This window comes from Burkholderia sp. MS389 (assembly GCF_016899425.1).
Lineage (GTDB): Bacteria > Pseudomonadota > Gammaproteobacteria > Burkholderiales > Burkholderiaceae > Burkholderia > Burkholderia sola.
Window position 1 is genome coordinate 1,943,042 of the sequence record NZ_CP045994.1, and the last position, 23,725, is coordinate 1,966,766.

Annotated in this window: 21 protein-coding genes; 9 read left to right on the forward strand and 12 right to left on the reverse strand. The window is 68.0% G+C overall.

The genetic code is table 11. The features are described from left to right. Positions 1–45 precede the first annotated feature (45 nt). On the forward strand, positions 46–1,779 hold the full coding sequence (locus tag GJG85_RS08945) for a ClcB-like voltage-gated chloride channel protein (RefSeq protein ID WP_204383864.1): 1,734 nt from the start codon (positions 46–48) through the stop codon (positions 1,777–1,779). Between the two features lie 28 nt (positions 1,780–1,807). Here the strand turns inward: GJG85_RS08945 and GJG85_RS08950 are convergent, their stop codons facing one another. Then, on the reverse strand, positions 1,808–2,428 hold the full coding sequence (locus GJG85_RS08950) for a TetR/AcrR family transcriptional regulator (protein ID WP_050015483.1): 621 nt from the start codon (positions 2,426–2,428) through the stop codon (positions 1,808–1,810). 188 nt (positions 2,429–2,616) lie between these two features. Between GJG85_RS08950 and GJG85_RS08955 the strand changes: the two genes are divergently transcribed. The 4 genes from GJG85_RS08955 (at position 2,617) to GJG85_RS08970 (ending at position 9,612) form a co-directional block, all read left to right on the forward strand. After that, on the forward strand, positions 2,617–3,726 hold the full coding sequence (locus GJG85_RS08955; protein ID WP_050015485.1) for an efflux RND transporter periplasmic adaptor subunit: 1,110 nt from the start codon (positions 2,617–2,619) through the stop codon (positions 3,724–3,726). Next, positions 3,723–6,884 (forward strand): efflux RND transporter permease subunit, encoded by a 3,162-nt coding sequence (locus GJG85_RS08960; protein WP_204383256.1) that lies wholly within the window; start codon positions 3,723–3,725, stop codon positions 6,882–6,884. Before GJG85_RS08955 ends, GJG85_RS08960 begins: the two co-directional genes overlap by 4 nt. A gap of 2 nt (positions 6,885–6,886) precedes the next feature. Continuing rightward, positions 6,887–8,452, forward strand: a complete 1,566-nt coding sequence (locus GJG85_RS08965) for an efflux transporter outer membrane subunit (protein ID WP_204383258.1) — start codon at positions 6,887–6,889, stop codon at positions 8,450–8,452. A gap of 131 nt (positions 8,453–8,583) precedes the next feature. Further along, positions 8,584–9,612: a MerR family transcriptional regulator gene (locus tag GJG85_RS08970; RefSeq protein ID WP_204383259.1), complete on the forward strand. Its 1,029-nt coding sequence runs from the start codon at positions 8,584–8,586 to the stop codon at positions 9,610–9,612. Positions 9,613–9,659: 47 nt separating this feature from the next. Here the strand turns inward: GJG85_RS08970 and GJG85_RS08975 are convergent, their stop codons facing one another. The 5 genes from GJG85_RS08975 to GJG85_RS08995 all read right to left on the reverse strand — a co-directional run bounded on the left by GJG85_RS08975 (position 9,660) and on the right by GJG85_RS08995 (position 13,278). Further along, the gene (locus tag GJG85_RS08975) at positions 9,660–10,346 is read right to left on the reverse strand and encodes a hypothetical protein (protein WP_050015492.1); all 687 of its coding nucleotides are present in this window, start codon (positions 10,344–10,346) and stop codon (positions 9,660–9,662) included. Next, positions 10,321–10,545, reverse strand: coding sequence for a helix-turn-helix transcriptional regulator (locus tag GJG85_RS08980; RefSeq protein ID WP_050015494.1), 225 nt, complete (start codon positions 10,543–10,545; stop codon positions 10,321–10,323). The genes GJG85_RS08975 and GJG85_RS08980 overlap by 26 nt, the downstream gene beginning before the upstream one ends. 8 nt (positions 10,546–10,553) lie before the next feature. Beyond that, positions 10,554–11,114, reverse strand: coding sequence for a DUF2975 domain-containing protein (locus tag GJG85_RS08985; protein ID WP_050015496.1), 561 nt, complete (start codon positions 11,112–11,114; stop codon positions 10,554–10,556). A gap of 173 nt (positions 11,115–11,287) precedes the next feature. Next, positions 11,288–11,812, reverse strand: coding sequence for a hypothetical protein (locus GJG85_RS08990; RefSeq protein WP_050015498.1), 525 nt, complete (start codon positions 11,810–11,812; stop codon positions 11,288–11,290). Between the two features lie 83 nt (positions 11,813–11,895). Then, entirely contained in the window at positions 11,896–13,278 is a 1,383-nt protein-coding gene (locus GJG85_RS08995) for a sigma 54-interacting transcriptional regulator (RefSeq protein WP_050015499.1), read from the reverse strand. A gap of 253 nt (positions 13,279–13,531) precedes the next feature. Here GJG85_RS08995 and GJG85_RS09000 point away from each other — a divergent pair, with 253 nt between their 5' ends. The 3 genes from GJG85_RS09000 to GJG85_RS09010 are packed head-to-tail and all read left to right on the forward strand — an operon-like array spanning position 13,532 to position 16,940. Beyond that, positions 13,532–14,416 carry an MBL fold metallo-hydrolase gene (locus GJG85_RS09000; RefSeq protein ID WP_204383260.1) on the forward strand — a complete coding sequence of 295 codons (885 nt, stop codon included), beginning with the start codon at positions 13,532–13,534 and terminating at the stop codon, positions 14,414–14,416. 31 nt (positions 14,417–14,447) lie between these two features. Beyond that, positions 14,448–16,115 (forward strand): bifunctional protein tyrosine phosphatase family protein/NAD(P)/FAD-dependent oxidoreductase, encoded by a 1,668-nt coding sequence (locus GJG85_RS09005; RefSeq protein ID WP_204383263.1) that lies wholly within the window; start codon positions 14,448–14,450, stop codon positions 16,113–16,115. An 18-nt stretch (positions 16,116–16,133) separates the two neighbouring features. Beyond that, a complete protein-coding gene (locus GJG85_RS09010) occupies positions 16,134–16,940 on the forward strand; it encodes a sulfite exporter TauE/SafE family protein (protein WP_050015504.1) in 807 nt (268 codons plus the stop codon). 103 nt (positions 16,941–17,043) lie between these two features. Here GJG85_RS09010 and GJG85_RS09015 read toward each other — a convergent pair whose 3' ends face one another. From GJG85_RS09015 to GJG85_RS09030, 4 genes are all read right to left on the reverse strand, one after another. Beyond that, on the reverse strand, positions 17,044–17,865 hold the full coding sequence (locus GJG85_RS09015; protein WP_089435094.1) for an ABC transporter permease subunit: 822 nt from the start codon (positions 17,863–17,865) through the stop codon (positions 17,044–17,046). Continuing rightward, a complete protein-coding gene (locus GJG85_RS09020; RefSeq protein WP_050015507.1) occupies positions 17,862–18,788 on the reverse strand; it encodes an ABC transporter permease subunit in 927 nt (308 codons plus the stop codon). Before GJG85_RS09020 ends, GJG85_RS09015 begins: the two co-directional genes overlap by 4 nt. Further along, positions 18,785–19,945 (reverse strand): polyamine ABC transporter ATP-binding protein, encoded by a 1,161-nt coding sequence (potA, locus tag GJG85_RS09025; RefSeq protein WP_050015509.1) that lies wholly within the window; start codon positions 19,943–19,945, stop codon positions 18,785–18,787. Before potA ends, GJG85_RS09020 begins: the two co-directional genes overlap by 4 nt. An 86-nt stretch (positions 19,946–20,031) precedes the next feature. Further along, positions 20,032–21,126 (reverse strand): polyamine ABC transporter substrate-binding protein, encoded by a 1,095-nt coding sequence (locus tag GJG85_RS09030; protein WP_050015511.1) that lies wholly within the window; start codon positions 21,124–21,126, stop codon positions 20,032–20,034. Positions 21,127–21,487: 361 nt separating this feature from the next. On the opposite strand from GJG85_RS09030, the gene GJG85_RS09035 reads away from it, so the two are divergent. Further along, the gene (locus tag GJG85_RS09035; RefSeq protein ID WP_006493160.1) at positions 21,488–21,691 is read left to right on the forward strand and encodes a DUF1289 domain-containing protein; all 204 of its coding nucleotides are present in this window, start codon (positions 21,488–21,490) and stop codon (positions 21,689–21,691) included. An 83-nt stretch (positions 21,692–21,774) separates the two neighbouring features. On the opposite strand, the gene GJG85_RS09040 is transcribed toward GJG85_RS09035, so the two are convergent. Both GJG85_RS09040 and GJG85_RS09045 read right to left on the reverse strand, forming a co-directional pair. Continuing rightward, positions 21,775–22,416 carry an OmpW family outer membrane protein gene (locus GJG85_RS09040; RefSeq protein ID WP_050015514.1) on the reverse strand — a complete coding sequence of 214 codons (642 nt, stop codon included), beginning with the start codon at positions 22,414–22,416 and terminating at the stop codon, positions 21,775–21,777. 65 nt (positions 22,417–22,481) lie between these two features. After that, complete coding sequence (locus GJG85_RS09045) at positions 22,482–23,672, reverse strand: nitronate monooxygenase family protein (RefSeq protein ID WP_050015568.1); 1,191 nt, start codon at positions 23,670–23,672, stop codon at positions 22,482–22,484. Positions 23,673–23,725 lie beyond the last annotated feature (53 nt).

The following is a 23,725-nucleotide window of genomic DNA, read 5'->3' on the forward strand; positions in this document are numbered from 1 at the left end:
CGCAGTGCTATGCTTCGCGTCGTTTTCCATCGCCCCCTTTCAGCCGTGCTCTCGTTCCTGCTGAAGCTGCGCACTCGCGCGCGAACGCTGCTCCGCCTGTCGGACGCCCATACGATGCTGATCTGGTCGGCCATCGTCGGCGTCGGCGGCGCCTTTGCCACGATGGCGTTCCGCGAAGGCATCGACCTGATGCAGCGCCTGATCTCGGGGCACAGCGGCAGCTTCGTGCAGATGGCGAAGAGCCTGCCGTGGTACGTGCGATTCTGGATGCCGGCCGCGGGCGGCTTCCTCGCCGGCTGCGTGCTGCTGCTCGCGACGCGCGGCGACAAGGCGGCCGCCAAGACCGACTACATGGAATCGGTCGCGCTCGGCAACGGCGTCGTGCCGGTGCGGCAGAGCCTGTGGCGCAGCGTGTCGTCGCTGCTGACGATCGGCAGCGGCGGCTCGATCGGCCGCGAAGGCCCGATGGTGCAGCTCGCGGCGCTCGCCGCGTCGCTCGTCGGCCGCTTCGCGCACTTCGACCCGCCGCGCCTGCGTCTGCTGGTCGCGTGCGGGGCCGCGGCCGGCATTACGTCCGCGTACAACGCGCCGATCGCCGGCGCGTTCTTCGTGTCGGAGATCGTGCTCGGCACGATCGCGATGGAGAGCTTCGGGCCGATGGTCGTCGCGTCGGTCGTCGCGAACATCGTGATGCGCGAATTCGCCGGCTACCGGCCGCCGTACGAGATGCCGGTGTTTCCGGCCGTGACGGGCGCCGAGGTGCTGCCGTTCGTCGTGCTCGGCGCGCTGTGCGGCGTGCTCGCGCCGCAGTTCCTGCATCTGCTCGACGCGTCGAAGACGCAGTTCAAGCGACTGCCGGTGCCGCTGCCCGTGCGGCTCGCGCTCGGCGGCCTCGTGGTCGGCGTGATCTCGGTATGGATTCCGGACGTGTGGGGCAACGGCTACAGCGTCGTGAACCACATCCTCCATTCGCCGTGGACCTGGCAGGCGCTCGTCGCGGTCCTCGTGTTCAAGGTGATCGCGACCGCCGCGACGGCCGGCTCGGGCGCGATCGGCGGCGTGTTCACGCCGACGCTGTTCGTCGGCGCGGTGTTCGGCTCGCTGTTCGGGCTCGCGATGGACGCGCTGTGGCCGGGCCATACGTCCGCGTATTTCGCGTACGCGATCGTCGGGATGGGCGCGTTCATGGCGGGCGCCACGCAGGCGCCGCTGATGGCGATCCTGATGATCTTCGAGATGACGCTGAGTTATCAGGTCGTGCTGCCGCTGCTGGTGTCGTGCGTGTTCGCGTATTTCGTCGCGCGCGCGACGGGCACGACGTCGATGTACGAGATCACGCAGCACCACTACCAGGACGCGCAGGAGCGGCAGCGGCTGCGCACCACGCAGATGCGCGAGCTGATCCAGCCCGCGCAGACCGTCGTGCCGCTCACCGCCAGCGTCGCCGACATGACGCGCGTGTTTCTCGAATATCCGGTGAAATATCTGTACGTGACCGACGACGCCGGGCGCTTTCGCGGCGCGGTCGCGCTGAAGGACATCACGTCCGATTTGCTCGACAAGCGCGACACGACCGACAAGACAGCCGCGCACTACGCGCATACGCCGTTTCCGCTGCTCACGCCCGACATGCCGCTCGCGACCGCGCTCGAGCGCTTCATGGCGTTCCAGGGCGAGCGGCTGCCGGTGATCGAGAGCGAAGCCGAGCCGACGCTCGCGGGCGTCGTCTACAAGACGTCGCTGCTCGACGCGTACCGGCGGATGACCGGCGAGCGCTGACGCGCACCGCCCGCGCCGCCTGCCGTGTTCAGTCCGGCGCGCGCCCCAGCACGACCCGCGCGAAGAACCCCGCGAGCACCGATTCGGCCACGTCGACCGATACGTGCTGCGGATCGGCCGTGTAGTACGACTGCACGCCGTCGCACAGGCACATCAGCCCGAACGCGAGCGTGTCGGCCGGCAGCAGCAGCGGCGTGCCCGAACGCTCGGCGAAGCGCTCGATGAATTCGGCCATCTGCACGCGCTTGCCGTGCAGGAACTGGTTGAAGCGCACGCGGAACTTCGCGTCGCGCGCCGCCTGCAGCTTCGCCTCGCCCCACAGCAGCGAGTATTCGTCGTCGCGAAACAGCGTCCGGTAATACGCGAGCGCCATCGATTCCATCTGCTCGCGCGTGCCGCCCCCTTCGAAAATCGCCTCGAAGTCGGCCCGCACCTCCTCGTGATTGCGCTCCAGCAGTTCCAGCAGCAGGTCGGACTTGCTGCGGAAATTCGAGTAGAACGCGCCGCGCGTATAGCCGGCCGCCGCTGCGATGTCCTCGACGCTCGCGGCCACATAGCCTTTCTTCAGAAAAATGCGATGCGCGGCTTTCAGCAGACGCTCGCGCGTCTGGTCCCTGCTCTGCTCGCGAGTTAAGCGCTGTGGTTTCATGCCGCGCAGTCTAGCATCTCTTCCCTTTCGGATTCATCTTTGCATTCAGATACAGGTGTGTATTAGAATCCGCCACAGTTTCCGAAGATGTCGTTCGTCTGTCCGTGTGCGCCGCTGCCGGCGCCACTTGGGGCAAGCGCCCGCCGCGCTTGCCGGCCTCGTTCCGCTCCACCTCACCTGGGGGTTTCGTGAATCGCTCCGGTTCCCGCGCCGCGCTGCTGATCGGCGCCGCGCTCGTCCTTGCCGCCTGTCATCCGAAAGAATCCGCGCCGCCCGCCCCGCGCCCCGTCGTCGCGCTGCCCGCGCGGGCCGACACCGTCGCGGCCGCACGCACGCTGCCCGGCGACATCCAGCCGCGCTATGCGACCCCGCTGTCGTTCCGCATCGCCGGCAAGATCATCGAGCGCCGGGTGCGGCTCGGCGATACGGTGAAGGTCGGCCAGGTCGTCGCGCTGCTCGATCCGTCCGACGTCGAGAAGAACGCGGCAAGCGCGCAGGCGCAATTCGATGCCGCGTCGCACAGCCTCGCGTTCGCGAAACAGCAGCTCGACCGCGATCGCGCGCAGGCCCGCGAAAACCTGATCGCGACCGCGCAGCTCGAGCAGACGCAGAACAGCTACACGTCGGCGCTCGCGCAGCGCGACCAGGCGCAGCAGCAGCTCGCGCTCGCGAAGAACCAGCTCCGCTACGCGACGCTCGTCGCCGACCATGCGGGCACCATCACGGCCGAACAGGCCGACACCGGCCAGAACGTGTCGGCCGGCCAGCCGGTCTACCAGCTCGCGTGGTCGGGCGACGTCGACGTCGTCAGCGACGTGCCCGAGGCCGCGCTCGCGTCGCTCGCGCCCGGTCATGCCGCCACCGTCACGCTGCCGTCGCTGCCGGGCCGCCAGTTCGCCGCGAAGGTGCGCGAAATCGCGCCGGCCGCCGATCCGCAAAGCCGCACCTACCGCGTGAAGCTCACGCTCGGCGCGCCCGATCCGGCGATCCGGCTCGGGATGACCGCGGACGTCGCGTTCGACGGCGCGCCGGCCGCGGGCGATACGCAGCCGATCACGCTGCCCGCGACCGCGCTGTTCCACGACGGCGCGCAACCGGCCGTGTGGGTCGTGCGCACCAAGGACGACACGCTCGAACTGCGCCGCGTCGACGTCGCGCGCTTCAACGAGCGCACGGTCACCGTGTCGCACGGGCTGCAGCCGGGCGAGCGCGTCGTGCTGCAGGGCGTGCATACGGTCAGCGCGGGCGAGAAGGTGCGCGCGATCGCGCCGCTGCATCCGGAGGACTTCGCATCGTGAGCGTCTCCCACGAAGAAGGCCGCTTCAACTTGTCCGCATGGGCGCTGCGCCACCAGGCGCTGGTCGTCTACCTGATCGCGCTCGCGACGCTCGCGGGCATCCTCGCTTACACGCGGCTCGCGCAATCCGAAGACCCGCCGTTCACGTTCCGCGTGATGGTGATCCGCACCTTCTGGCCGGGCGCGAGCGCGCGGCAGGTGCAGGAACAGGTGACCGACCGGATCGGCCGCAAGCTGCAGGAAACGCCGGCCATCGACTTCCTGCGCAGCTATTCGCGCCCCGGCGAATCGCTGATTTTCTTCACGATGAAGGATTCGGCGCCCGTGAAGGACGTGCCCGAAACCTGGTACCAGATCCGCAAGAAAGTCGGCGACATCGGCTATACGCTGCCGCCCGGCGTGCAGGGCCCGTTCTTCAACGACGAATTCGGCGACGTCTACACCAACATCTGGACGCTCGAGGGCGACGGCTTCACGCCCGCGCAACTGCACGACTACGCGGACCAGTTGCGCACCGTGCTGCTGCGCGTGCCGGGCGTCGGCAAGGTCGATTATTTCGGCGACCCCGACCAGCGGATCTTCATCGAGGTCAACAACGCGCAGCTCACGCGCCTCGGCATCTCGCCCCAGCAGCTCGGCCAGGCGATCAACGCGCAGAACGACATCTCGTCGACCGGCGTGCTGACGACCGCGGACGATCGCGTGTTCGTGCGGCCGAGCGGCCAGTTCGACAACGTCGACGCGATCGCGAATACGCTGATCCGCATCAACGGCCGCACGTTCCGGCTCGGCGATCTCGCGACCGTGAAACGCGGGTACGACGATCCGCAAGTCACGCAGATGCGTACGGCCGGTCCAGGCACCAACGGCCATGCCGTGCTCGGCATCGGCGTGACGATGCAGCCGGGCGGCGACGTGATCCGGCTCGGCAAGGCGCTCGACGCCGAATCGAAGGATTTGCAGGCGCAACTGCCGGCCGGACTGAAGCTGACCGAGGTGTCGAGCATGCCGCACGCGGTCTCGCATTCGGTCGACGACTTCCTCGAAGCCGTCGCCGAAGCGGTCGCGATCGTGCTGGTCGTGAGCCTCGTGTCGCTCGGGCTGCGCACCGGGATGGTCGTCGTGATCTCGATCCCGGTCGTGCTCGCGGTCACCGCGCTGTTCATGTACCTGTTCGACATCGGGCTGCACAAGGTGTCGCTCGGCACGCTCGTGCTCGCGCTCGGGCTGCTCGTCGACGACGCGATCATCGCGGTCGAGATGATGGCCGTGAAGCTCGAACAGGGCTACACCCGCGCGCGCGCCGCCGCGTTCGCGTACACGAGCACCGCGTTCCCGATGCTGACCGGTACGCTCGTCACGGTGTCGGGCTTCCTGCCGATCGCGCTCGCGAAATCGAGCACCGGCGAATACACGCGCTCGATCTTCGAGGTGTCGGCGATCGCGCTGATCGCGTCGTGGTTCGCGGCCGTCGTGCTGATCCCGCTGCTGGGCTTCCACATGCTGCCCGAGCGCAAGCGGCACGCGCACGAGGCGCACCTGCCCGATGATCACGAGCACGACATCTACGACACCCGCTTCTACCGGCGGCTGCGCGGCTGGATCGACTGGTGCATCGAGCGGCGCTTCGTCGTGCTGCTGATCACGGGCGTGCTGTTCGTCGTCGCGATGATGGGCTTCTCGCTCGTGCCGCAGCAGTTCTTCCCGAGCTCCGACCGGCCCGAGCTGCTGGTCGACCTGCGGCTGCCCGAAGGCGCGTCGTTCGCGGCGACGCTGCGCGAAACGGAGCGCCTCGAGAAAGCGATCGACAAGCGGCCCGAGATCGACCATGCGGTGAACTTCGTCGGCAGCGGCGCGCCGCGCTTCTATTTGCCGCTCGACCAGCAGTTGCAACTGCCGAACTTCGCGCAGTTCGTGATCACCGCGAAATCGGTCGAGGATCGCGAGAAGCTCGCGACCTGGCTCGAAACCACGCTGCGCGACACATTTCCTGCCGTGCGCTGGCGCCTGTCGCGGCTCGAGAACGGCCCGCCGGTCGGCTATCCGGTGCAGTTCCGCGTGAGCGGCGACAGCATCGCGACGGTCCGCTCGATCGCCGAGAAGGTCGCGGCGACGATGCGCGGCGATGCGCGCACGGTCAACGTGCAGTTCGACTGGGACGAGCCGGCCGAGCGCTCGGTGCGCTTCGAGCTCGACCAGAAGAAGGCGCGCGAGCTGAACGTCACGTCGCAGGACGTGTCGAGCTTCCTCGCGATGACGCTGTCCGGCACGACCGTCACGCAGTATCGCGAGCGCGACAAGCTGATCGCCGTCGACCTGCGCGCGCCGCGCGCCGACCGCGTCGATCCGGCGAAGCTCGCGGGCCTCGCGCTGCCGACGCCGAACGGCCCCGTGCCGCTCGGCTCGCTCGGCCGCTTCACGCCGACGCTCGAATACGGCGTCGTGTGGGAGCGCGACCGTCAGCCGACCATCACCGTGCAGTCGGACGTGCGCGCCGGCGCCCAGGGCATCGACGTCACGCATGCGGTCGACGCGAAGCTGAACCCGCTGCGCGCGCAACTGCCGGTCGGCTATCAGATCAACATCGGCGGCTCGGTCGAGGAAAGCGCGAAGGCGCAGGCGTCGATCAACGCGCAGATGCCGCTGATGGCGATCGCCGTGTTCACGCTGCTGATGATCCAGTTGCAGAGCTTCTCGCGCGTGCTGATGGTCGTGCTGACCGCGCCGCTCGGGCTGATCGGCGTGGTCGCGACGCTGCTGCTGTTCGGCCAGCCGTTCGGCTTCGTCGCGATGCTCGGCGTGATCGCGATGTTCGGGATCATCATGCGCAACTCGGTGATCCTGGTCGACCAGATCGAGCAGGACATCGCGGCCGGCCACGGCCGCGTCGACGCGATCATCGGCGCGACCGTGCGGCGCTTCCGCCCGATCACGCTGACGGCCGCGGCCGCGGTGCTCGCGCTGATCCCGCTGCTGCGCTCGAACTTCTTCGGGCCGATGGCGACCGCGCTGATGGGCGGCATCACGAGCGCGACCGTGCTGACGCTGTTCTACCTGCCTGCGCTGTACGCGACGTGGTTCCGCGTGAAGCGCGCCGAACGCGACCCGCAGGACGGCCCGCCGCCAGGCGGCACGCCTGCCGCGCCGTCGGGAGCCTGACCATGGATCGATCGATGACCCTGAAAAAGAAAGCCGTGCGGGTGCTCGCCGCGGCGAGCGTCGCCGGCCCGCTCGCGGGCTGCGCGTGGTTCGCGCCGAGCGGCGAGCCGCCCGCGATGCCGTCGCCCGCGCACTACGGCGCCGCGCCGCAAGTCCAGCAGACGGTGTCCGCACAAGGCGTCGCGCAACAGTTCGAGGTCGGCGCGCAGCCGGTGCCGGACTGGTGGAAACAGTACCGTTCCGATGCGCTGAACGCGCTCGTCGACGAAGGGCTGCGCAACAGCCCGACGCTGAGCGCGGCGTCGCATTCGCTGGATGCGGCGCGCGAGCAGTTGCGCGGGCAGATCGGCAGCTCGATGCTGCCGTCGATCGACGCGGTCGGCCAGGCCACGCGCCAGCGCGCGCTCGGCGTGCCGATTCCCGCGCTCGGCGCACCGACGCTGCTGTACGACACGTTCGTCGGGCAACTGCAGGCGAGCTACACGGTCGACCTGTTCGGCGTGTCGCGCTTCGCGAACCGCGCGCTCGCGAAACGCGTCGACGTCAGCGCGTTCCAGCTCGAATCCGCGCGGCGCGCGCTGGCCGCGAACATCGTGACCGCGTCGATCACCGTATCGGTGCTCAATGCGCAGATCGACACGACCGAGCGGCTCGTCGCGCTCGCGAACGACCAGGCGCACGACGCCGAGCGCCGCCATGCGCTCGGTTCGGCCTCGCGCAGCGACGCGCTGAACGCCCGGCAAAGCGCCGACACGTTCGCGGCAAGCCTGCCCGCGCTGCGCCAGCAGCGCGACTCGGCGCGCCACGCGCTCGCCGTGCTGGTCGGCCGTACGCCCGACCGGCCGCCGACCGATCTCGCGCTCGCCGATCTGCATCTGCCCGAGCAGGTGCCCGTCGTCGTGCCGTCGGACCTGCTGCAAAGCCGCCCGGACATCCAGGCCGCCGACGCGGGGCTGAAGGCCGCCGCCGCCGAAGTGGGCCTCGCGACCGCGCAAATGTTTCCGCAACTGTCGCTGTCGGCGGCGATGGGCAAAGGTGGCTTCAGCTGGCCGGCGATGCTGTCGGGCGCCGGCGCGATCTGGAACGTCGGCGCGTCGCTGAGCCAGCCGATCTTCCACGGCGGCGCGCTGCTCGCGCAACGCCGCGCGGCGAAGGCAACCTACGAGGCCGCGGTCGACCAGTACAAGCAGGCGGTGCTCGGCGCGTTCCAGAACGTCGCCGATTCGCTCGCGGCGCTCGAGCACGACGCCCAGGCGCTCGATGCGACGTCGCGCGCCGCGCTGTCCGCGCGTGGCGCGTACGACGACGCGGCCGCCCGCGTGCGGCTCGGCGCGCTGCCGCCGTCGGCCGCGCGCGCGAGCGAGTTGCAGTACCGCAATGCGCGGCTCGACGAGATTCGCGCGACCGGCGCACGGTTCGCGGATACCGCGCGGCTTTACCAGGCGATGGGCACGCCGCCGGCCGACAACGGCGACACGTCCGGTAAAAGCGGCCACGCCGCCGGCGACGGCACGACCGGCACGCAAGCACGCGCCGCCGCGCCCGACCCCGCTCCTTCGGCGCAATAACCGCCATACCCCCCCTCCGATCGAACGTGCGTGCGGCGCCCCGCCACGCGCGTTCGATCGCCGATCTTCCGCTTGACCCTCACGTAGCGTAACGTTCGAGACTCCAGTGTGCGTACCGAACGGAGGAACGAATGCGACTGAAAGTGGGAGAACTGGCGAAACGCAGCGGGCTGACCGTCCGCACGCTTCATCACTATCACGCGATCGGTCTGCTGACGCCTTCGGCGCGCGCCGACAACGGCTACCGGCTGTACGACCGCGACGACATCGCCCGGCTCCACCAGATCCAGGCCCTGCGTCGCTTCGGACTGTCGCTCGCCGAAATCGGCGACCACCTGAACCAGCCCGGCACGCCGCTCGTCGATCTCGTCGCGAAGCAGATCGCGTCGCTCGACCGCCAGCTCGCGCAAACCGCGCAGCTGCGCGAGCGGCTCGCGAGCCTGCATGCGCAGCTCGCGGCGGGCACCGAGCCGGAACTGGCCGATTGGCTCACCACACTGGAGTTGATGACCGTGTACGACAAATATTTCTCCGAGGAAGAACTCGCGCGCCTGCCGATGTACCAGAAGAGCCAGGCCGGCGACGCGGAATGGATCGCGCTCGTCGACGAGGTCCGTACGCTGCACGAGGCGGGTGTGCCCGCCGAGGACGAGCGCGTACGTGCGCTTGCCGCGCGCTGGATGGCGCTGCTGGTACGCGACACGAACAACGATCCGCGGTTGCTCGCGAAGCTGAATCTGATGCATGAGCAGGAGCCGTCGATGCAGTCGAAGATCGGCATCTCGACGGCGTTGCGCGACTATGTGCTGCGGGCCTCGTCGGAAACGAAGATGCGGCTCTTCGAGAAGTACCTCACGCCGGACGAGAGCCGCTTCATGCGCGCGCACTACCGTCAACGGGCGATGGAATGGCCGCAACTGATGGCCGACGTGCGCGACGCGATCGATGCGGGCACGCGGCCCGATTCGCCGCAAGGCCGCGCGCTCGCGCAGCGCTGGCTCGAGCTGTTCTGCAGCTACGCGGGCCACGATCCGGCCACGCACGCGAAATTCCGCCACGCGCTGATGAACGAGCCGGCGCTGACGAAGGATTCGTGGACCGACGACACGCTGCTCGGTTTCATGCGCGAGGCGACGGCGCAGCTGGCGCCGGCGCGCTGATCGCGTGATTCGCGGGCGGCAAGCGGGGTTCCCGTGTGCCGCCCGTTTCACCATTGGCAGCCGGTATCGCGAACCGCATCCAGCGCGAGCATCGGCAACGCGAGCAGGCCGGCACCCGCGTACGCGTTGCGACAATCGGCGCGACGCGCGCCCGACATGCCGTCGGCCAGCCTGGCGTCGATGGCGCGACGATGCGCAGATGTGTCGCCGGACGATGCGCCCAGCGCGCCGACGGCCGCCTGCGCGGGGCTGCGCGCTGTGCGTGGCTGTGCACCGATTGCATCCAGATCGCGACGCCAGTCGAGATCGGGGCTCGCAGCGGTCGCCGGCTCGTTGGCACTTGCACTGGCCGTCGTCTGGCCTTGCCTGTGCGATGCATCCGGCATATCCGCAGACGAACGCGCGGCCCTTTGCGCGTTCGCCACCACCGCAGAACGTTTCGCCGATTGCACGTTGCCGCGCCCGCCTGCATTCGGGCCGACCCGCTCGATCTCGCGTGCGATCACCTCTGGCGTCGGCCGCGCGGGAATCAACTCGACGCGCAGCGCGGTGCGCGGCCGCTCGACGGATTTCGGGCTACCCGCTGGCGGCACTCGTTGCATCAGCAACCATCCGAGCAGGTGGAGCGATACGGACACCACGACCGCGAGCGCGACGACGCGCGACCGACGGCGCCCCGCCGCATCGGCACGCCGCGAGCGCGCTGCGTCAGTCGGGCGTGCCGCCGCCGTCATCGCTGAACGCGAGCAGGTCGCCCGGCTGGCAGTCGAGATAACGGCAGATCGCGTCGAGCGTCGCGAAGCGGATGCCCTTCACCTTCCCCTGCTTGAGCAGCGACAGATTCTGTTCGGTGATGCCGACGGCGGCCGCCAGATCCTTCGAGCGGACCTTGCGCATCGCGAGCATCACGTCGAGCTTGACTACGATCGTCATCGCGCGCCTCAGACGAACTGCCGATGCTCGGCATCGAGCTCGCTCGCCTGCCGGAGAATGTGCGCGATGATCGCGATGCAGGCCGCGGTGAACAACGCGACCACGTACGGCATGGTGAAGCCGAGGCTGACCACCCGATGGCCGACCGGTTCGCGCAGCGTCGCCCACACGCTCAGCAGCGGCTCGCACAGCAGGCTCAGCAGCACCCACAGGCCGATCGCCCGCCCCGTCTTGCCGAGATGGCCGGCCGCCTGTGCGGAGAAATAGTCGCGCCGCGCATACGTGCGGAACAGCGCGCGCAGATGCCGCAGGCCATTCGCGAGCGCGACGAGCGGCACGCTCGACAGCAGGATGCCGACCGCCTTCTGCCACCACGGGAACGCGGCAACGTCCACGTGCAGGTTGGTGAGTACCGAATCCGTGAGGCCGAATACGAAGCCGGGCCCCGAGGCTGCGCTCAGCGACGGAAACAGCCAGCACGCAGCGTTGAGCACCAGCATGCAGACGATGAACCCCAGCGTGACGGTGGCCATCTGCTGGCTGATACGGGCAATGCGATCGGAATGCATGGCGTCTCCTCGACGACGATTGAACGAGCGTCGATTGTACGTCGATAATTATCGTAAAACGATAATTAATTGTCGTCTTGTTGTGATTTTTTATTGCGTGGCAGGCTCAACCCGTATCGACCCGCCCGTACCGCACGCAACGGCCGGGCATCCGCCTAGGGCGTGTTCACGCCCTAGTCGTTGCGCATGCTGATCCCGCGCCAATGCTTCGTCATATAGCGTAGAAACGCGGGCTGCGCCTTCAGGTCTGCGTTCGGCACGGGCGCCGCGCCCCCGTCGACGAACTTGCCGTTGACCGTGACGATCTCCTCGCCACGAAGCACGTATTTCGTCCCTGCGTCGATCAGGAAGTACTTGACCTGATCGGCACTCACGTCGCCGCGGCAACCGATCTTGTACGCGAACAGGAACTGCTTGCGGCCGTTGCCGAGCAGGTCGCGCATTTCGATCGACTTCGGCACGACGTCGAGAATCACGTCGACCGGGCATGCCTTCACGTAGTCGCGCACTGCCCAGTCGGGGCGGCCGTCGAGCGTCGCGGACACCTTGAGTTCGACGTCGTCGCCGGACGCGGTTCTGGCGAGCGTCACCGCGTGCGCGCCGGCCGCATCGGTCCACGTGTAATCGGCGGCGTGCGCCGGGCTGGCCAGCGCTGCGACTGTGAGCAACAGACAACTCGAAAGAACATGTCTTTTCATCGGAGATGGAGAGAGAGCCGGAATCGAACGCGCCATTATCGACAAAGCCGCGTGCCGCTGCCAGCGGCACGCACCACGCCCGTTCAGCGCTCGCGCGTGCCGAGCCCGAGCGCCTTCATCCGGCGGTACAGCGTCCGTTCGCTCAATCCGAGCTGCGCGGCGAGCGCCTTGCGCGTGCCGTCGAACGCGCGCGCGATCCGGACGAGCTCCGCATCCGACACGCCGCCCGCATCCGCCGCCTGCGCATGCGGCGCCGCCGCCGCCACGACGAGCTCGGCCGGCAGATGTTCGACGCGGATCGTCCCGTCGTCTGCGAACAGGCACGCGCGTTCGAGCACGTTGCGCAGCTCGCGGATGTTGCCGGGCCACGCATACGCATCGAGGCACGCGCGCGCACGCTCGGTCAGCGTGAACGGTCGCGCATTCGCGTCGCCCGCGTTGCCGCGCGCGTTCGCGATCCGCCGCAGGATCGATTCGGCCAGCAGCGCGACGTCGCCCTGCCGTTCGCGCAGCGCCGGCAGCGGAATCGGAAACGCGTTGATCCGGTAGTAAAGATCCTGCCGGAACCGGCCGTCGTCGATCATCTCGCGCAGCGGCTTGTGCGTGGCCGCGACGAGCCGGAAATCGGCGCGCAGCGCCTCGACGCCGCCCACGCGCCGGAACGTACCCGATTCGATCAGCCGCAGCAGCTTCACCTGCATCGGCAGCGGCACGTCGCCGATCTCGTCGAGAAACAGCGTGCCGCCCTGCGCGGTCTCGACGAGGCCCGGCTTGCGCTGGTTCGCGCCCGTGAACGCGCCTTTCTCGTAGCCGAACAGTTCGCTCTCGAACAGCGTCTCGGCGATCCCCGAGCAATCGACGACGACGAACGGCCCCATCGCGCGATCGCTCGCCTCGTGCAGCGCGCGGGCGAACAGCTCCTTGCCGGTGCCCGATTCGCCGAGCAGCAGTACCGGCAGCGTCGACGGCGCCACGCGCTGCAGCGCGCCGAGCGCCGCGTTGAACGCGTCCGAGCCGCCGACGAGCCCTTCCGCGCTCGGCTGCGCGGACGCGCTGCGCACCGTCGTCAGCCGCTCGACGTACGCGATCACGTTGCCGTCCGCGTCGAAGATCGGCCGCAACTCGACGTCGACATGCTCGGGGCCGCGCGGCGTGTGATGGATGTGCAGCACGCGGTTGAGCCCGCGCGATTCGAGCGCCTGCTTCATCGGGCAATGCTCGCCGGCCTGGTCGCACGGCACGTTGTAATGATGCGACACCTGAAAACAGTGCCGGCCCACATGCTCGACGCCGGCCACGCCGAACTGGCGCCGGTACGCATCGTTCGCCGCGAGGATCCGGTAGTCGGGGTCGACGACGATCATCGGCTGCGGGTCCTGCTCGAGATATGCGACGAGCGCGCGTACGTCGGGCATCGCGTCGTGACGCGCGGAGGGGACGATCGGAATGGTGTCGTGCGGATTCATGCGGCGGCTCGCTCGGCGAAGGGGCGCCCGGATGGACTGCCAGGCTGACTGCCAATTCTGCCACGACACTGCCAGATGTGGCAGTTCTCGTCCGCCATCGGCTGTCGTTGACATCTCCACAGGGCCGCCGACGTCCCGAAAATCCGAGCCGAATCAAGCCCCTGCCACATTGGCCGGTACCGCGCCGCAGGTTGGCATGCTTCTTGAGATAAAGATCGCGATTGCAGATGCAGCACCCGATCGAGGACACCCCGTGAGCAACGCCCCCGCCCTGTCGGTCGAAGGCTTTTTCGACCCGGCGACCCACACCGTCAGCTATCTCCTGCTCGATACGACAAGCCGCGCATGCGCGCTGATCGACAGCGTGCTCGACTACGACCCGAAATCCGGCCGCACGCGCACCGCCAGCGCCGACCGGCTGATCGCGCGCGTCGCCGAACTCGGTGCGACCGTGCACTGGCTGCTGGAGACGCACGTGCACGCCGACCACCTGTCGGCCGCGCCCTACCTCAAAGCGCAGGTCGGCGGCCAGATTGCGATCGGTTCGCACGTGCGCCGCGTGCAGCACGTGTTCGGCACGCTGTTTAACGCAGGCCCCGGCTTCGCGGAAGACGGCCGCCAGTTCGACCGGCTCGTCGACGACGGCGACACGCTCGCACTCGCCGCGCTGACGATCCGCGCGCTGCACACGCCGGGCCACACGCCCGCGTGCATGACCTACTGCGTGGACGACGCGACGCAGCGCGCGGCGTTCGTCGGCGACACGCTGTTCATGCCCGACTACGGCACGGCCCGCTGTGACTTCCCCGGCGGCGATGCGCGCACGCTGTACCGCTCGATCATGCGCGTGCTCGCGCTGCCGCCCGACACGCGCCTGTACCTGTGCCACGACTACCAGCCGGGCGGCCGCGACGTGCAGTTCGTGACGACCGTCGCCGAGCAGCGCCGCGCGAACGTGCACGTGAGGGATGGCGTGAGCGAGGACGATTTCGTCGCGATGCGCACCGCGCGCGACGCGACGCTCGACATGCCGGTGCTGATGCTGCCGTCGGTGCAGGTCAACATGCGCGCCGGCCACCTGCCCGAACCCGAGAACAACGGCGTGCGCTACCTGAAGATCCCGCTCGACGCGATCTGAGCCGCGCGCCCCCAAACGGAGCCCCCCCAATATGACCATCCGCAAGCTGACCGACACGCTGTCGGTCTCGCCGCAGATCGCGGCGGCCGACCTGCCCGCGCTTCACGCAGCGGGCATTCGCGCGATCATCTGCAACCGGCCCGACGGCGAAGGCGCCGACCAGCCGACCGTCACCGAGATCCGCGCGGCCGCCGCGCCGCTCGGCATCGACGTGCACTACCTGCCGGTCGATACCGGCAAGGTGACCGACGACCAGGCCGCGCAGTTCGGCGCGCTCGTCGCGTCGCTGAATGGGCCCGTGCTCGCGTACTGCCGCAGCGGCACGCGGTCGGCCACGCTGTGGGCGCTGTCGCAGGCGGGGCTGCGCCCGCTGGACGACCTCATCGCCACCGCCGGCGCGGCCGGCTACGACCTGAGCGCGCTCGCCTCGCGTATCGCGCAGGACGGCCGCCAGAGCGCGCCGGCCGTGGACGCGCGACACGACATCGTGATCGTCGGCGCGGGCGCGGCCGGCATCGCGGTCGCGTCGAGCCTGCTCGCGCGCGACGCGTCGCTCGACATCGCGGTGATCGATCCCGCCGACGTTCACTACTACCAACCCGGCTGGACGATGGTCGGCGCGGGCGTGTTCTGCCCCGAGACGACCGCGCGCAGGATGACCGACGTACTGCCGCGCGGCGTGCAGCGGATCCAGGCCGCGGTCGCCGGCTTCGAACCCGACGCGCACGTGGTGGTGCTCGACGGTTGCCGGCGCATCGGCTATCGCCGGCTCGTCGTGTGTCCGGGGCTCAAGCTCGACTGGCATGCGATCGACGGCCTCGCCGACACGCTCGGCCGCAACGGCGTCACGTCGAACTACCGCTACGATCTCGCGCCGTATACGTGGGAGCTGGTGCGCGCATTCCGCGGCGGCAATGCACTCTTCACGCAACCGCCGATGCCGATCAAGTGCGCGGGCGCGCCGCAAAAGGCGATGTACCTGTCGTGCGATCACTGGCGGCGCACGGGGCGCCTCGACGCCGCGAACGTCGAATTCCTGAATGCGGGCGGCGCGCTGTTCGGCGTCGCCGATTACGTGCCCGCGCTGATGGAGTACGTGAAAAGCTATGACATCGCGCTGTCGTTCGGCCACAACCTCGTCGCGATCGACGGGCCCGCGCGCCGTGCGACGTTCTCGCGCGCGCTGCCGGACGGCGGCAAGGAAACCGTCGAGCGGCCGTTCGACATGATCCACGTGGTGCCGCCGCAGAAGGCGCCCGACTTCGTGCGCGCGAGCCCGCTCGCCGACGCGGCCGGCTGGATCGACGTCGATCCGGCGACGCTGCGCCACAAGCAGTTTCCGGACATCTACGCGCTCGGCGACGTCACCAACACGACCAATGCGAAAACGGCCGCGGCCGCCCGCAAGCAGGCGCCCGTCGTCGCGCACAACCTGCTCGCGTCGCTCGGCCGCGCACAGGGCGACGCCGCGTACGACGGCTACGGCTCGTGCCCGCTCACCGTCGAGCGCGGCAAGATCGTGCTCGCCGAATTCCTGTACGGCGGCAAGGTCGCGCCGACCTTCCCCGCCTGGCTGATCGACGGCAAACGGCCATCGCGGCTCGCGTGGCTGCTGAAGGAACGCATGCTGCCGCCGCTCTACTGGAAGGCGATGCTCAAGGGCCGCGAATGGCTCGCGAAGCCCGCGATCGCCCGTTGACCGGAGCGCGATGACGTCATGCTGATTTCCCTCGTACTCGGCGGCTTCGTCGGTGCCGTGCTCGGCCTGACCGGCGCCGGCGGCGGCATTCTCGCGGTGCCGGCCCTCGTCGTCGGGATGAGCTGGCCGATGCAGCAAGCGACGCCCGTTGCGCTCGTCGCGGTAGCCGGCAGCGCCGCGCTCGGCGCGCTCGAAGGCTTCCGCCGCGGGCTCGTGCGCTATCGCGCGGCGCTGCTGATGGCCGTGGCCGGCGTGCCGCTGACCACGCTCGGCGTGCGACTCGCGCACGTACTGCCGCAGCGCCTGCTGCTCACGTTGTTCGCGCTGACGATGCTGGTCGTCGCCAGCCGCCTGCTACGACAGGCGCTGCGGCGGCAGGCGACCGACGCGGACGCGTCGCCGCTGTGCGTCGGCCGCGTGAATCCCGATACGGGCCGGCTCGTGTGGTCGTGGCCCGTGGGCATCGCGCTGGCGTCGACCGGCGCGGTCACGGGCTTGATGACGGGATTGCTCGGTGTCGGCGGCGGCTTCGTGATCGTGCCGATGCTGCGCAAGTTCACGAACGTGTCGATGCATGGGGTGGTCGCGACGTCGCTGATGGTGATCGCGCTGGTCGGTACCGGCGGCGTGTTCGCGACGCTCGTGTCGGGCACGCGCGCGCCGCTCGACGTGACGCTGTGGTTCAGCGTCGCGACCGCGCTCGGCATGGCCGCCGGCCGCGGCGCGTCGCGCCACCTCGCCGCGCGGCACGTGCAGGCCGGGTTCGCGGCCGTGCTCGTCTGCGTCGCGCTGGGATTGCTGGCGAAGGCGGCGCTCGGCGCATAAACGCCGGCGATGGGCCGGCGATCGTTACGCGCCGCCAAACAAAACGCCCGGGCCGACTCGTCGTCGGCACCGGGCGTTTTTCTTGAAGGCCACAACCGCCGTATCAGGCCGCAAACCCCGCCATCCGCTTGCGTTCCTGACGCAGCATCACGAAGTTCGCGATCACGACGCCGGCCGTCACCGCGATGATGAACAGCGTCGCGAGCGCGTTCATCTCCGGGTTCAGCCCGAGGCGCACGCGCGAGAACACGACGAGCGGCAGCGTCGTCGAGCCGGGGCCCGACAGGAACGCCGACAGCACGAGGTCGTCGATCGACAGCGTGAACGACAGCAGCCAGCCCGCGATCAGCGCCTGCGAGATCAGCGGCAGCGTAATCGTGAAGAACACCTTCAGCGGCGTCGCGCCGAGATCGAGCGCGGCTTCTTCCAGCGACGGATTCAGCTCGCGCACGCGCGACTGCACGATGATCGCGACGTACGAGATGCACAGCATCACGTGGCCGAGCCAGATCGTGAACACGCCGCGCTCGGCCGGCCAGCCGATCCACTTCGCGAGCTCGATGAACAGCAGCAGCAGCGAGATCCCCTGGATCACCTCGGGGATCACGAGCGGCGCGTTGATCATCCCGCTGAACAGCGCGAAGCCGCGAAAGCGGCCCATCCGCGCGAGCACGAAGCCGGCCCACGTGCCGATGAACACCGACGCGAACGCGGTCAGCACGCCGATCTTCAGCGACAGCCACGCGGCCGTCAGCAACTCGTCGTCCTCGACGAGCGCCTCATACCAGCGGAACGAGAAACCCGACCACACGGTGACGAGCTTCGACTCGTTGAACGAATAGACGATCAGGCTGATGATCGGGATGTACAGGAACGCGAAGCCGACGAACAACGCCGCGAACTGCAGGTAGCGATTCGGCTTCATCGACGGCCTCCCTGTTCCTTCGCCTGGAAGTGCTGGAACATCGCCATCGGCACGAGCAGCAGCAGCACCATCGCGCAGGTCACGGCAGACGCCATCGGCCAGTCCGCGTTGTTGAAGAACTCGTTCCACATCACGCGGCCGATCATCAGCGTATTCGCGCCGCCGAGCAGCTCCGGAATCACGTACTCGCCGACCGCCGGGATGAACACCAGCAGGCAGCCCGCGATGATCCCGTTCTTCGACAGCGGCAGCGTGATCTGCACGAACGCCTTCCACGGCTTCGCGCCGAGGTCGTACGCGGCTTCGAGCAGGCGCAGGTCCATCTTCACGAGGTGCGCGTAGAGCGGCATCACGAGGAACGGCAGGTACGAATACACCATCCCGATGTACACCGCATAGTTCGTGCGGTACAGCTCGATCGGCGTATGCGTGAGCCCGATCCACATCAGGAAGTTGTTCAGGAGCCCGTTGTTCTTCAGGATCCCGATCCAGGCATACACGCGGATCAGGAACGACGTCCAGAACGGCAGCATCACGCCCATCATCAGCAGGTTGCGGGTGGCCGGGTTCGAGCGCGCGATGTAATACGCCATCGGATAGCCGAGCAGCAAACACAGCAGCGTCGTGATCGCGGCGACCCACACCGAGTTCACGTAGGTCGCGAAATACAGGCTGTCCGTGAACAGGAACGCGTAGTGCGACAGGTTCAGCGCGACGTGCACGACGCCGTCGGCGTACGACGCGAGCTCCGTATACGGCGGGATGCCGAGCTGCAGCTCCGCGAAGCTGATCTTCACGACCAGCACGAACGGCACGAGGAAGAACAGCACGAGCCACGTGAACGGCCCGGCCACGACCGCCGTGGCGCCCGTCAGGTTGAAGCGCCGCACCGGCCACTCGAGCAGGGACTTGAACGCGTTCATGACGTCAGCACCACGCCGGCGGTCGCGCTCCAGCGCACGTAGATCTCGTCGGCGAGCACCGGCGTGTCGAGTTCGGAAATCGCGAGGCTCGACACGTTCGCGATCACCGTCTTGCCCCCGTCGAGCTTCACGTGATACAGCGAATAACCGCCCATGTACGCGACGTTGCTGATCCGGCCGCGCGCCCAGTTGAACGCGCCTTCGGGCGGCTTGCGCGTGAGCGCGATCCGCTCGGGGCGCACCGACACCGTGACCGGCATCCCGAGCGGGCCCGAGATCCCGTGGCTCACGTACAGCCGGCTCGGCAGTTCCGGCGATTCGATGTACACGTGATCGGGTTCGTCCTCGACCGTCACGCCGTCGAACAGGTTCGTCGAGCCGATGAATTCGGCCGAGAAGCGGCTGTTCGGGTATTCGTACACTTCGTTCGGCGAGCCGATCTGCACGATCTGCCCTTCGCTCATCACCGCGAGGCGGTTCGCCATCGTCATCGCCTCTTCCTGATCGTGCGTGACCATGATGCAGGTGACGCCGACCTTGTTCAGGATGTTGACGAGCTCGATCTGCGTACGCTGGCGGATCTGCTTGTCGAGCGCGGACATCGGCTCGTCGAGCAGCAGCAGCTTCGGGCGCTTGACCAGCGAACGCGCAAGCGCAACGCGCTGCTGCTGGCCGCCGGAAAGTTGATGCGGCTTGCGCTTCGCATACTTGCCCATCTGCACGAGTTCGAGCGCGGACGCGACGCGCGCCTTCAGCTCGGCCTTCGGCGTGCCTTCCTGCTTCAGCCCGAACGCGACGTTCGACTCGACCGACATGTGCGGGAACAGCGCATACGACTGGAACATCATGTTCACGGGCCGCTTGTACGGCGGCATCTGCGCGAGGTCCTCGCCGTCGATCAGGATCTTGCCCGACGTGACCGTCTCGAGGCCCGCGAGCATCCGCAGCAACGTCGACTTGCCGCAGCCCGAGCTGCCGAGCAGCGCGAACAGCTCGCCCTGGCGCACGGTCAGGTTGACGCTGCGCACGGCTTCGGTGTCGCCGAATTTCTTGACGACGTCGACGATCTGGACAAAGTTCTCGGCGCGCGCATCGGCGCCGGAGGAGGAAACGGAGAACGGCGCGCCCGCGACCGGCGCGCCCGACTGGCTATTCATGATGTGCTGCTTCTCTCCTGCGTTAGACGAACAAAGCCCCCGGGGGCACCAGGGGCTTCATGACTGCGGGTTCACTTCGGCTCGCGTCAGCGGCCCGACTTCAGCTCGGTCCACAGACGCGTCTGCAGACGCTGGATTTCAGGCGGCAGCGGCTTGAGCAGGAACAGCGTCTTCACGACGTCGGCCGGCGGATACACGGCCGGGTCGTTCGCGACGTCGGGCCGCACGTACTTGCGTGCCTCGGCGTTCGCGCTCGGGTAGTACACCGCGTTCGTGATCGCCGCATGCACCTTCGGATCCTCGATGTAGTTGATCCACTGCAGCGCGGCTTCCTTGTTCTTCGCATCCTTCGGGATCGCCATCACGTCGAACCACACCGGCGCGCCGCCCTTCGGAATGTAGTACTCGACCTTGTACGGCTTCTTCGCCTCGATCGCACGATGCTTCGCGATCACGACGTCGCCCGACCAGCCGAACGCGAAGCAGATGTCGCCGCCGACCAGGTCGTTGATGTAGCCCGACGAGTTGAATTGCGTGATGTACGGACGGATCTTCTTCAGCACGTCCATCGCGGCCTTGTAGTCGGCCGGGTTCGTGCTCATCGGGTCCTTGCCGATGTAGTGCAGCGTCGCCGCGAACATCTGGTCGGGTGCGTCGAGCACCGACACGCCGCAGGTCTTCAGCTTCGCGAGGTTTTCCGGCTTGAACAGGATGTCCCAGTTGTCGAGCGGTACCTTGCCGAGCGCCTGCTGCGCCTTCGTCAGGTTGTATGCGAGGCCGGTCGTGCCATATGCCCAGGGCACCGAATACTTGTTGCCCGGGTCCGCGCCGGCGACGAGCGCCATCAGTTGCGGATCGAGGTACTTGAGGTTCGGCAGCTTCGACTTGTCGAGCGGCGCGAAGATGCCGGCGGCGATCTGCTTGCCCGCGTAGTTGCTGGTGGGCACGACGATGTCGTAGCCCGAGCTGCCGGTCAGCAGCTTCGCCTGCAGCGTGTCGTCGCTGTCGTAGTTGTCGTAGCGAACCTTGACGCCCGCCTGCTTCTCGAAGTTCGGGATCGTGTCCTTCGCAATGTAGTCCGACCAGTTATAGACATTGAGCTGCGTATCCTTCGCCGCTGCCGCCGACGCCCCCACGCACAGCGCGAGCGCTGCGAACCGGCCCACTACCTTTGCTTTCATCCCGTTCTCCCTTCGGCCGGACGCGTTGCCCGGCTGCCGTCTGCCTCGTCATGGCGGCGCATTCTGGCGCGCCGCCCCTCGAAAACCCCGAAAACTACCATCATTCGCGCCCCGTCACAAAAAAATCATGCCGGTGTCGCGCAAACGGAACAGATTCCCGCCGCCGGTCGGTCGAACCGCCCGTGCGGCGGGGCGTTCCGGGGGAATTCTATCGGGTAATCGGCGGCTGTCCACCGGGAAAAACGGGCAGCGGCGAAGCGGCGTTCGGATGGCGGGCGCGTGCGCCCGGCGCCGGCGGCCGGCCGGGCCGTCGCGATGCATTAAAATGGCGGCTGACGATTCAACTGCGCGAACCCTCCCGATGGCCTCCAATCTTCACGACCTCCCCGACAGCCCCTGCATCGGCGTGTGCTCGACGCTCTTCGACGAAGTCTGCAAGGGCTGCGGCCGCACGGCCGCCGAAGTGTCGAACTGGGTGTTCCTGAGCGACGACGAAAAGCGCGCGGTGTGGGAGCGCATCACGCGCGAAGGCACCGCGATGCGTTTCCAGTACGACAAGCTGTAAATCCACTGCACAAAAAAAGAGCGGCATGCCGACCGCCATGCCGCCAACCCCAACTCTGTTCCTTTCGCGCGAGCGCGTCGTGTCTAGAACTTCATCCCGACGCCGATGCCGACGATCAGCGGATCGATGTGCAGCGTGCCGATGCCCTTGTCGCCGAGCGTCGCATCGGTGCTCATCCAGATCTTCTTCACGTCGACGTTCATGAACACCTTCTTCGTCAACTGCACGTCCACGCCGAACTGCAGTGCCGGACCGAAGCTGCTCTTGTTGATCGACACGCCCTCGCCGCCGACGTTGAGCCCGTTGTTGTAGAAGTACGTGTAGTTCAACCCGGCGCCGACGTACGGACGCACCTTGCCCGCATGGTTGAAGTGATACTGCAGCAGCAGCGTCGGCGGCAGCACGCCCACGCCGCCGAGATTGCCGAGGCTCGACGTCATTTGATGCCGCGACGTGCCGAGGATCAGCTCGACGCCGAGGTAGTCGCGGATCATGTACGTGAAGTCGAGCTCGGGCACGATCGCGTTGTTCACGCCGGTGTTGATCGCGCCGAGCGTGTCGCTCGCGCGCTCGTTCGGCTGGATGCTGATCGCGCGCAGCCGGACCAGTACGTCACCCTGATTGATGCCGTCGCCCGGCGACGCCGCGTGCGACAGCGACGGCATCGCGACGAGGCTGGCCGCGACGGCGGCTGCGGTGACACATGTTCGAATCGTTTTATGCATGGTACGGACCCCCAAAGAATGGTTTCCATTCTCCCTGTAGGGTCTTTTCGTCATCTTGATATTGGTCAAGCCAGCGTAAACGTGGGACGGTTTGCCGCAGGCTCGGTCGCACTGCCCGTCAGCAGCAGGTCGAGCAGATCGCGCACGCTGCGGATCGCGCGGCCGAACGGCAATGCTTCGCGGCCGCGGAAGAACAGCCCGTTCGAGACGTCGCCGCGCAGCGCGGCCGCAAGCCGCGTGTCGATGCAGAAGTGGCCGAATTTCTCGATGCCGTCGCGCAGCCCGCATACGCTCAGGCATTCGAGCGCGGTCGGGCAGCGCTGCTTGAACGCGCCGAGCTTGTTGCGAATGCGCGTCTCGTTGCGCAGGTAACGATCGAGCCACGGCGTCTTCACCGCGCGTGCCGGCAGCCCCGTCACGCTGACGAATTCGACGATGTCGTCGGGCAGCGCATCGGCCAGCACACGCTTGAAGTTCGGGTGCGCGTCGCCTTCTTCCGTCACCGCGAACGGCGTGCCCACCTGCACACCGTTCGCGCCGGCCGCGAGCGCCGCGCGCACCGTGTCGTGACTGTTGATCCCGCCGGCCACGATCAGCGGGATCGTATCGCGCGCGAGGCCGAGCGACGCCATCACCTGCGCGGTCTCGTCGAGCACGCGCGCGAAATCGAAGCGCGCATCGTGCATGTCGTCGATCTGCGTGACGCCGAGGTGGCCGCCCGCGTGCGCCGGATGCTCGATCACGATCGCATCGGGCAGCCGCCCCTTCTTCATCCACTTCTTCAGCACCAGCGCGATCCCGCGGCTGTCCGACAGGATCGGAATCAGCGCGATGTCGTGCCCTTGCGTGAGATCGGGCAGATCGAGCGGCAGGCCCGCGCCCATCACGATCGCGTCCGCGCCCTCGTCGCACGCGACCCGCACGTAGTCCGCATGCGCGCTCACCGCCTTCATCACGTTGACCGCGATCATCCCGCGCCCTTCGCTGTACGTCTTCGCGAGACGGATCTCGCGCGCGAGCGCGTCGAGGTTCGCCGCCTCGAGCGTCGCGCGATCGGGGTGCGCGCGGCAACGCGCGAGCAGGTCCGCATGATGGTGGCGCAGGTCGATGCTCGCGATCGTGCCGACCGCGCCTTCGCGCGCGACGCTGCCCGCCAGCCGGTGCGCGGAGATGCCGACGCCCATGCCGCCCTGCACGACGGGCAGCAAGGTGCGACCGCGGATCGTCAGCGGCGGAAAGGAAGTGCGTACGGTCATCTGAAACCTCGTCGGAACATCGAAATCGCGATGATCGACGATCCACCGCCGCG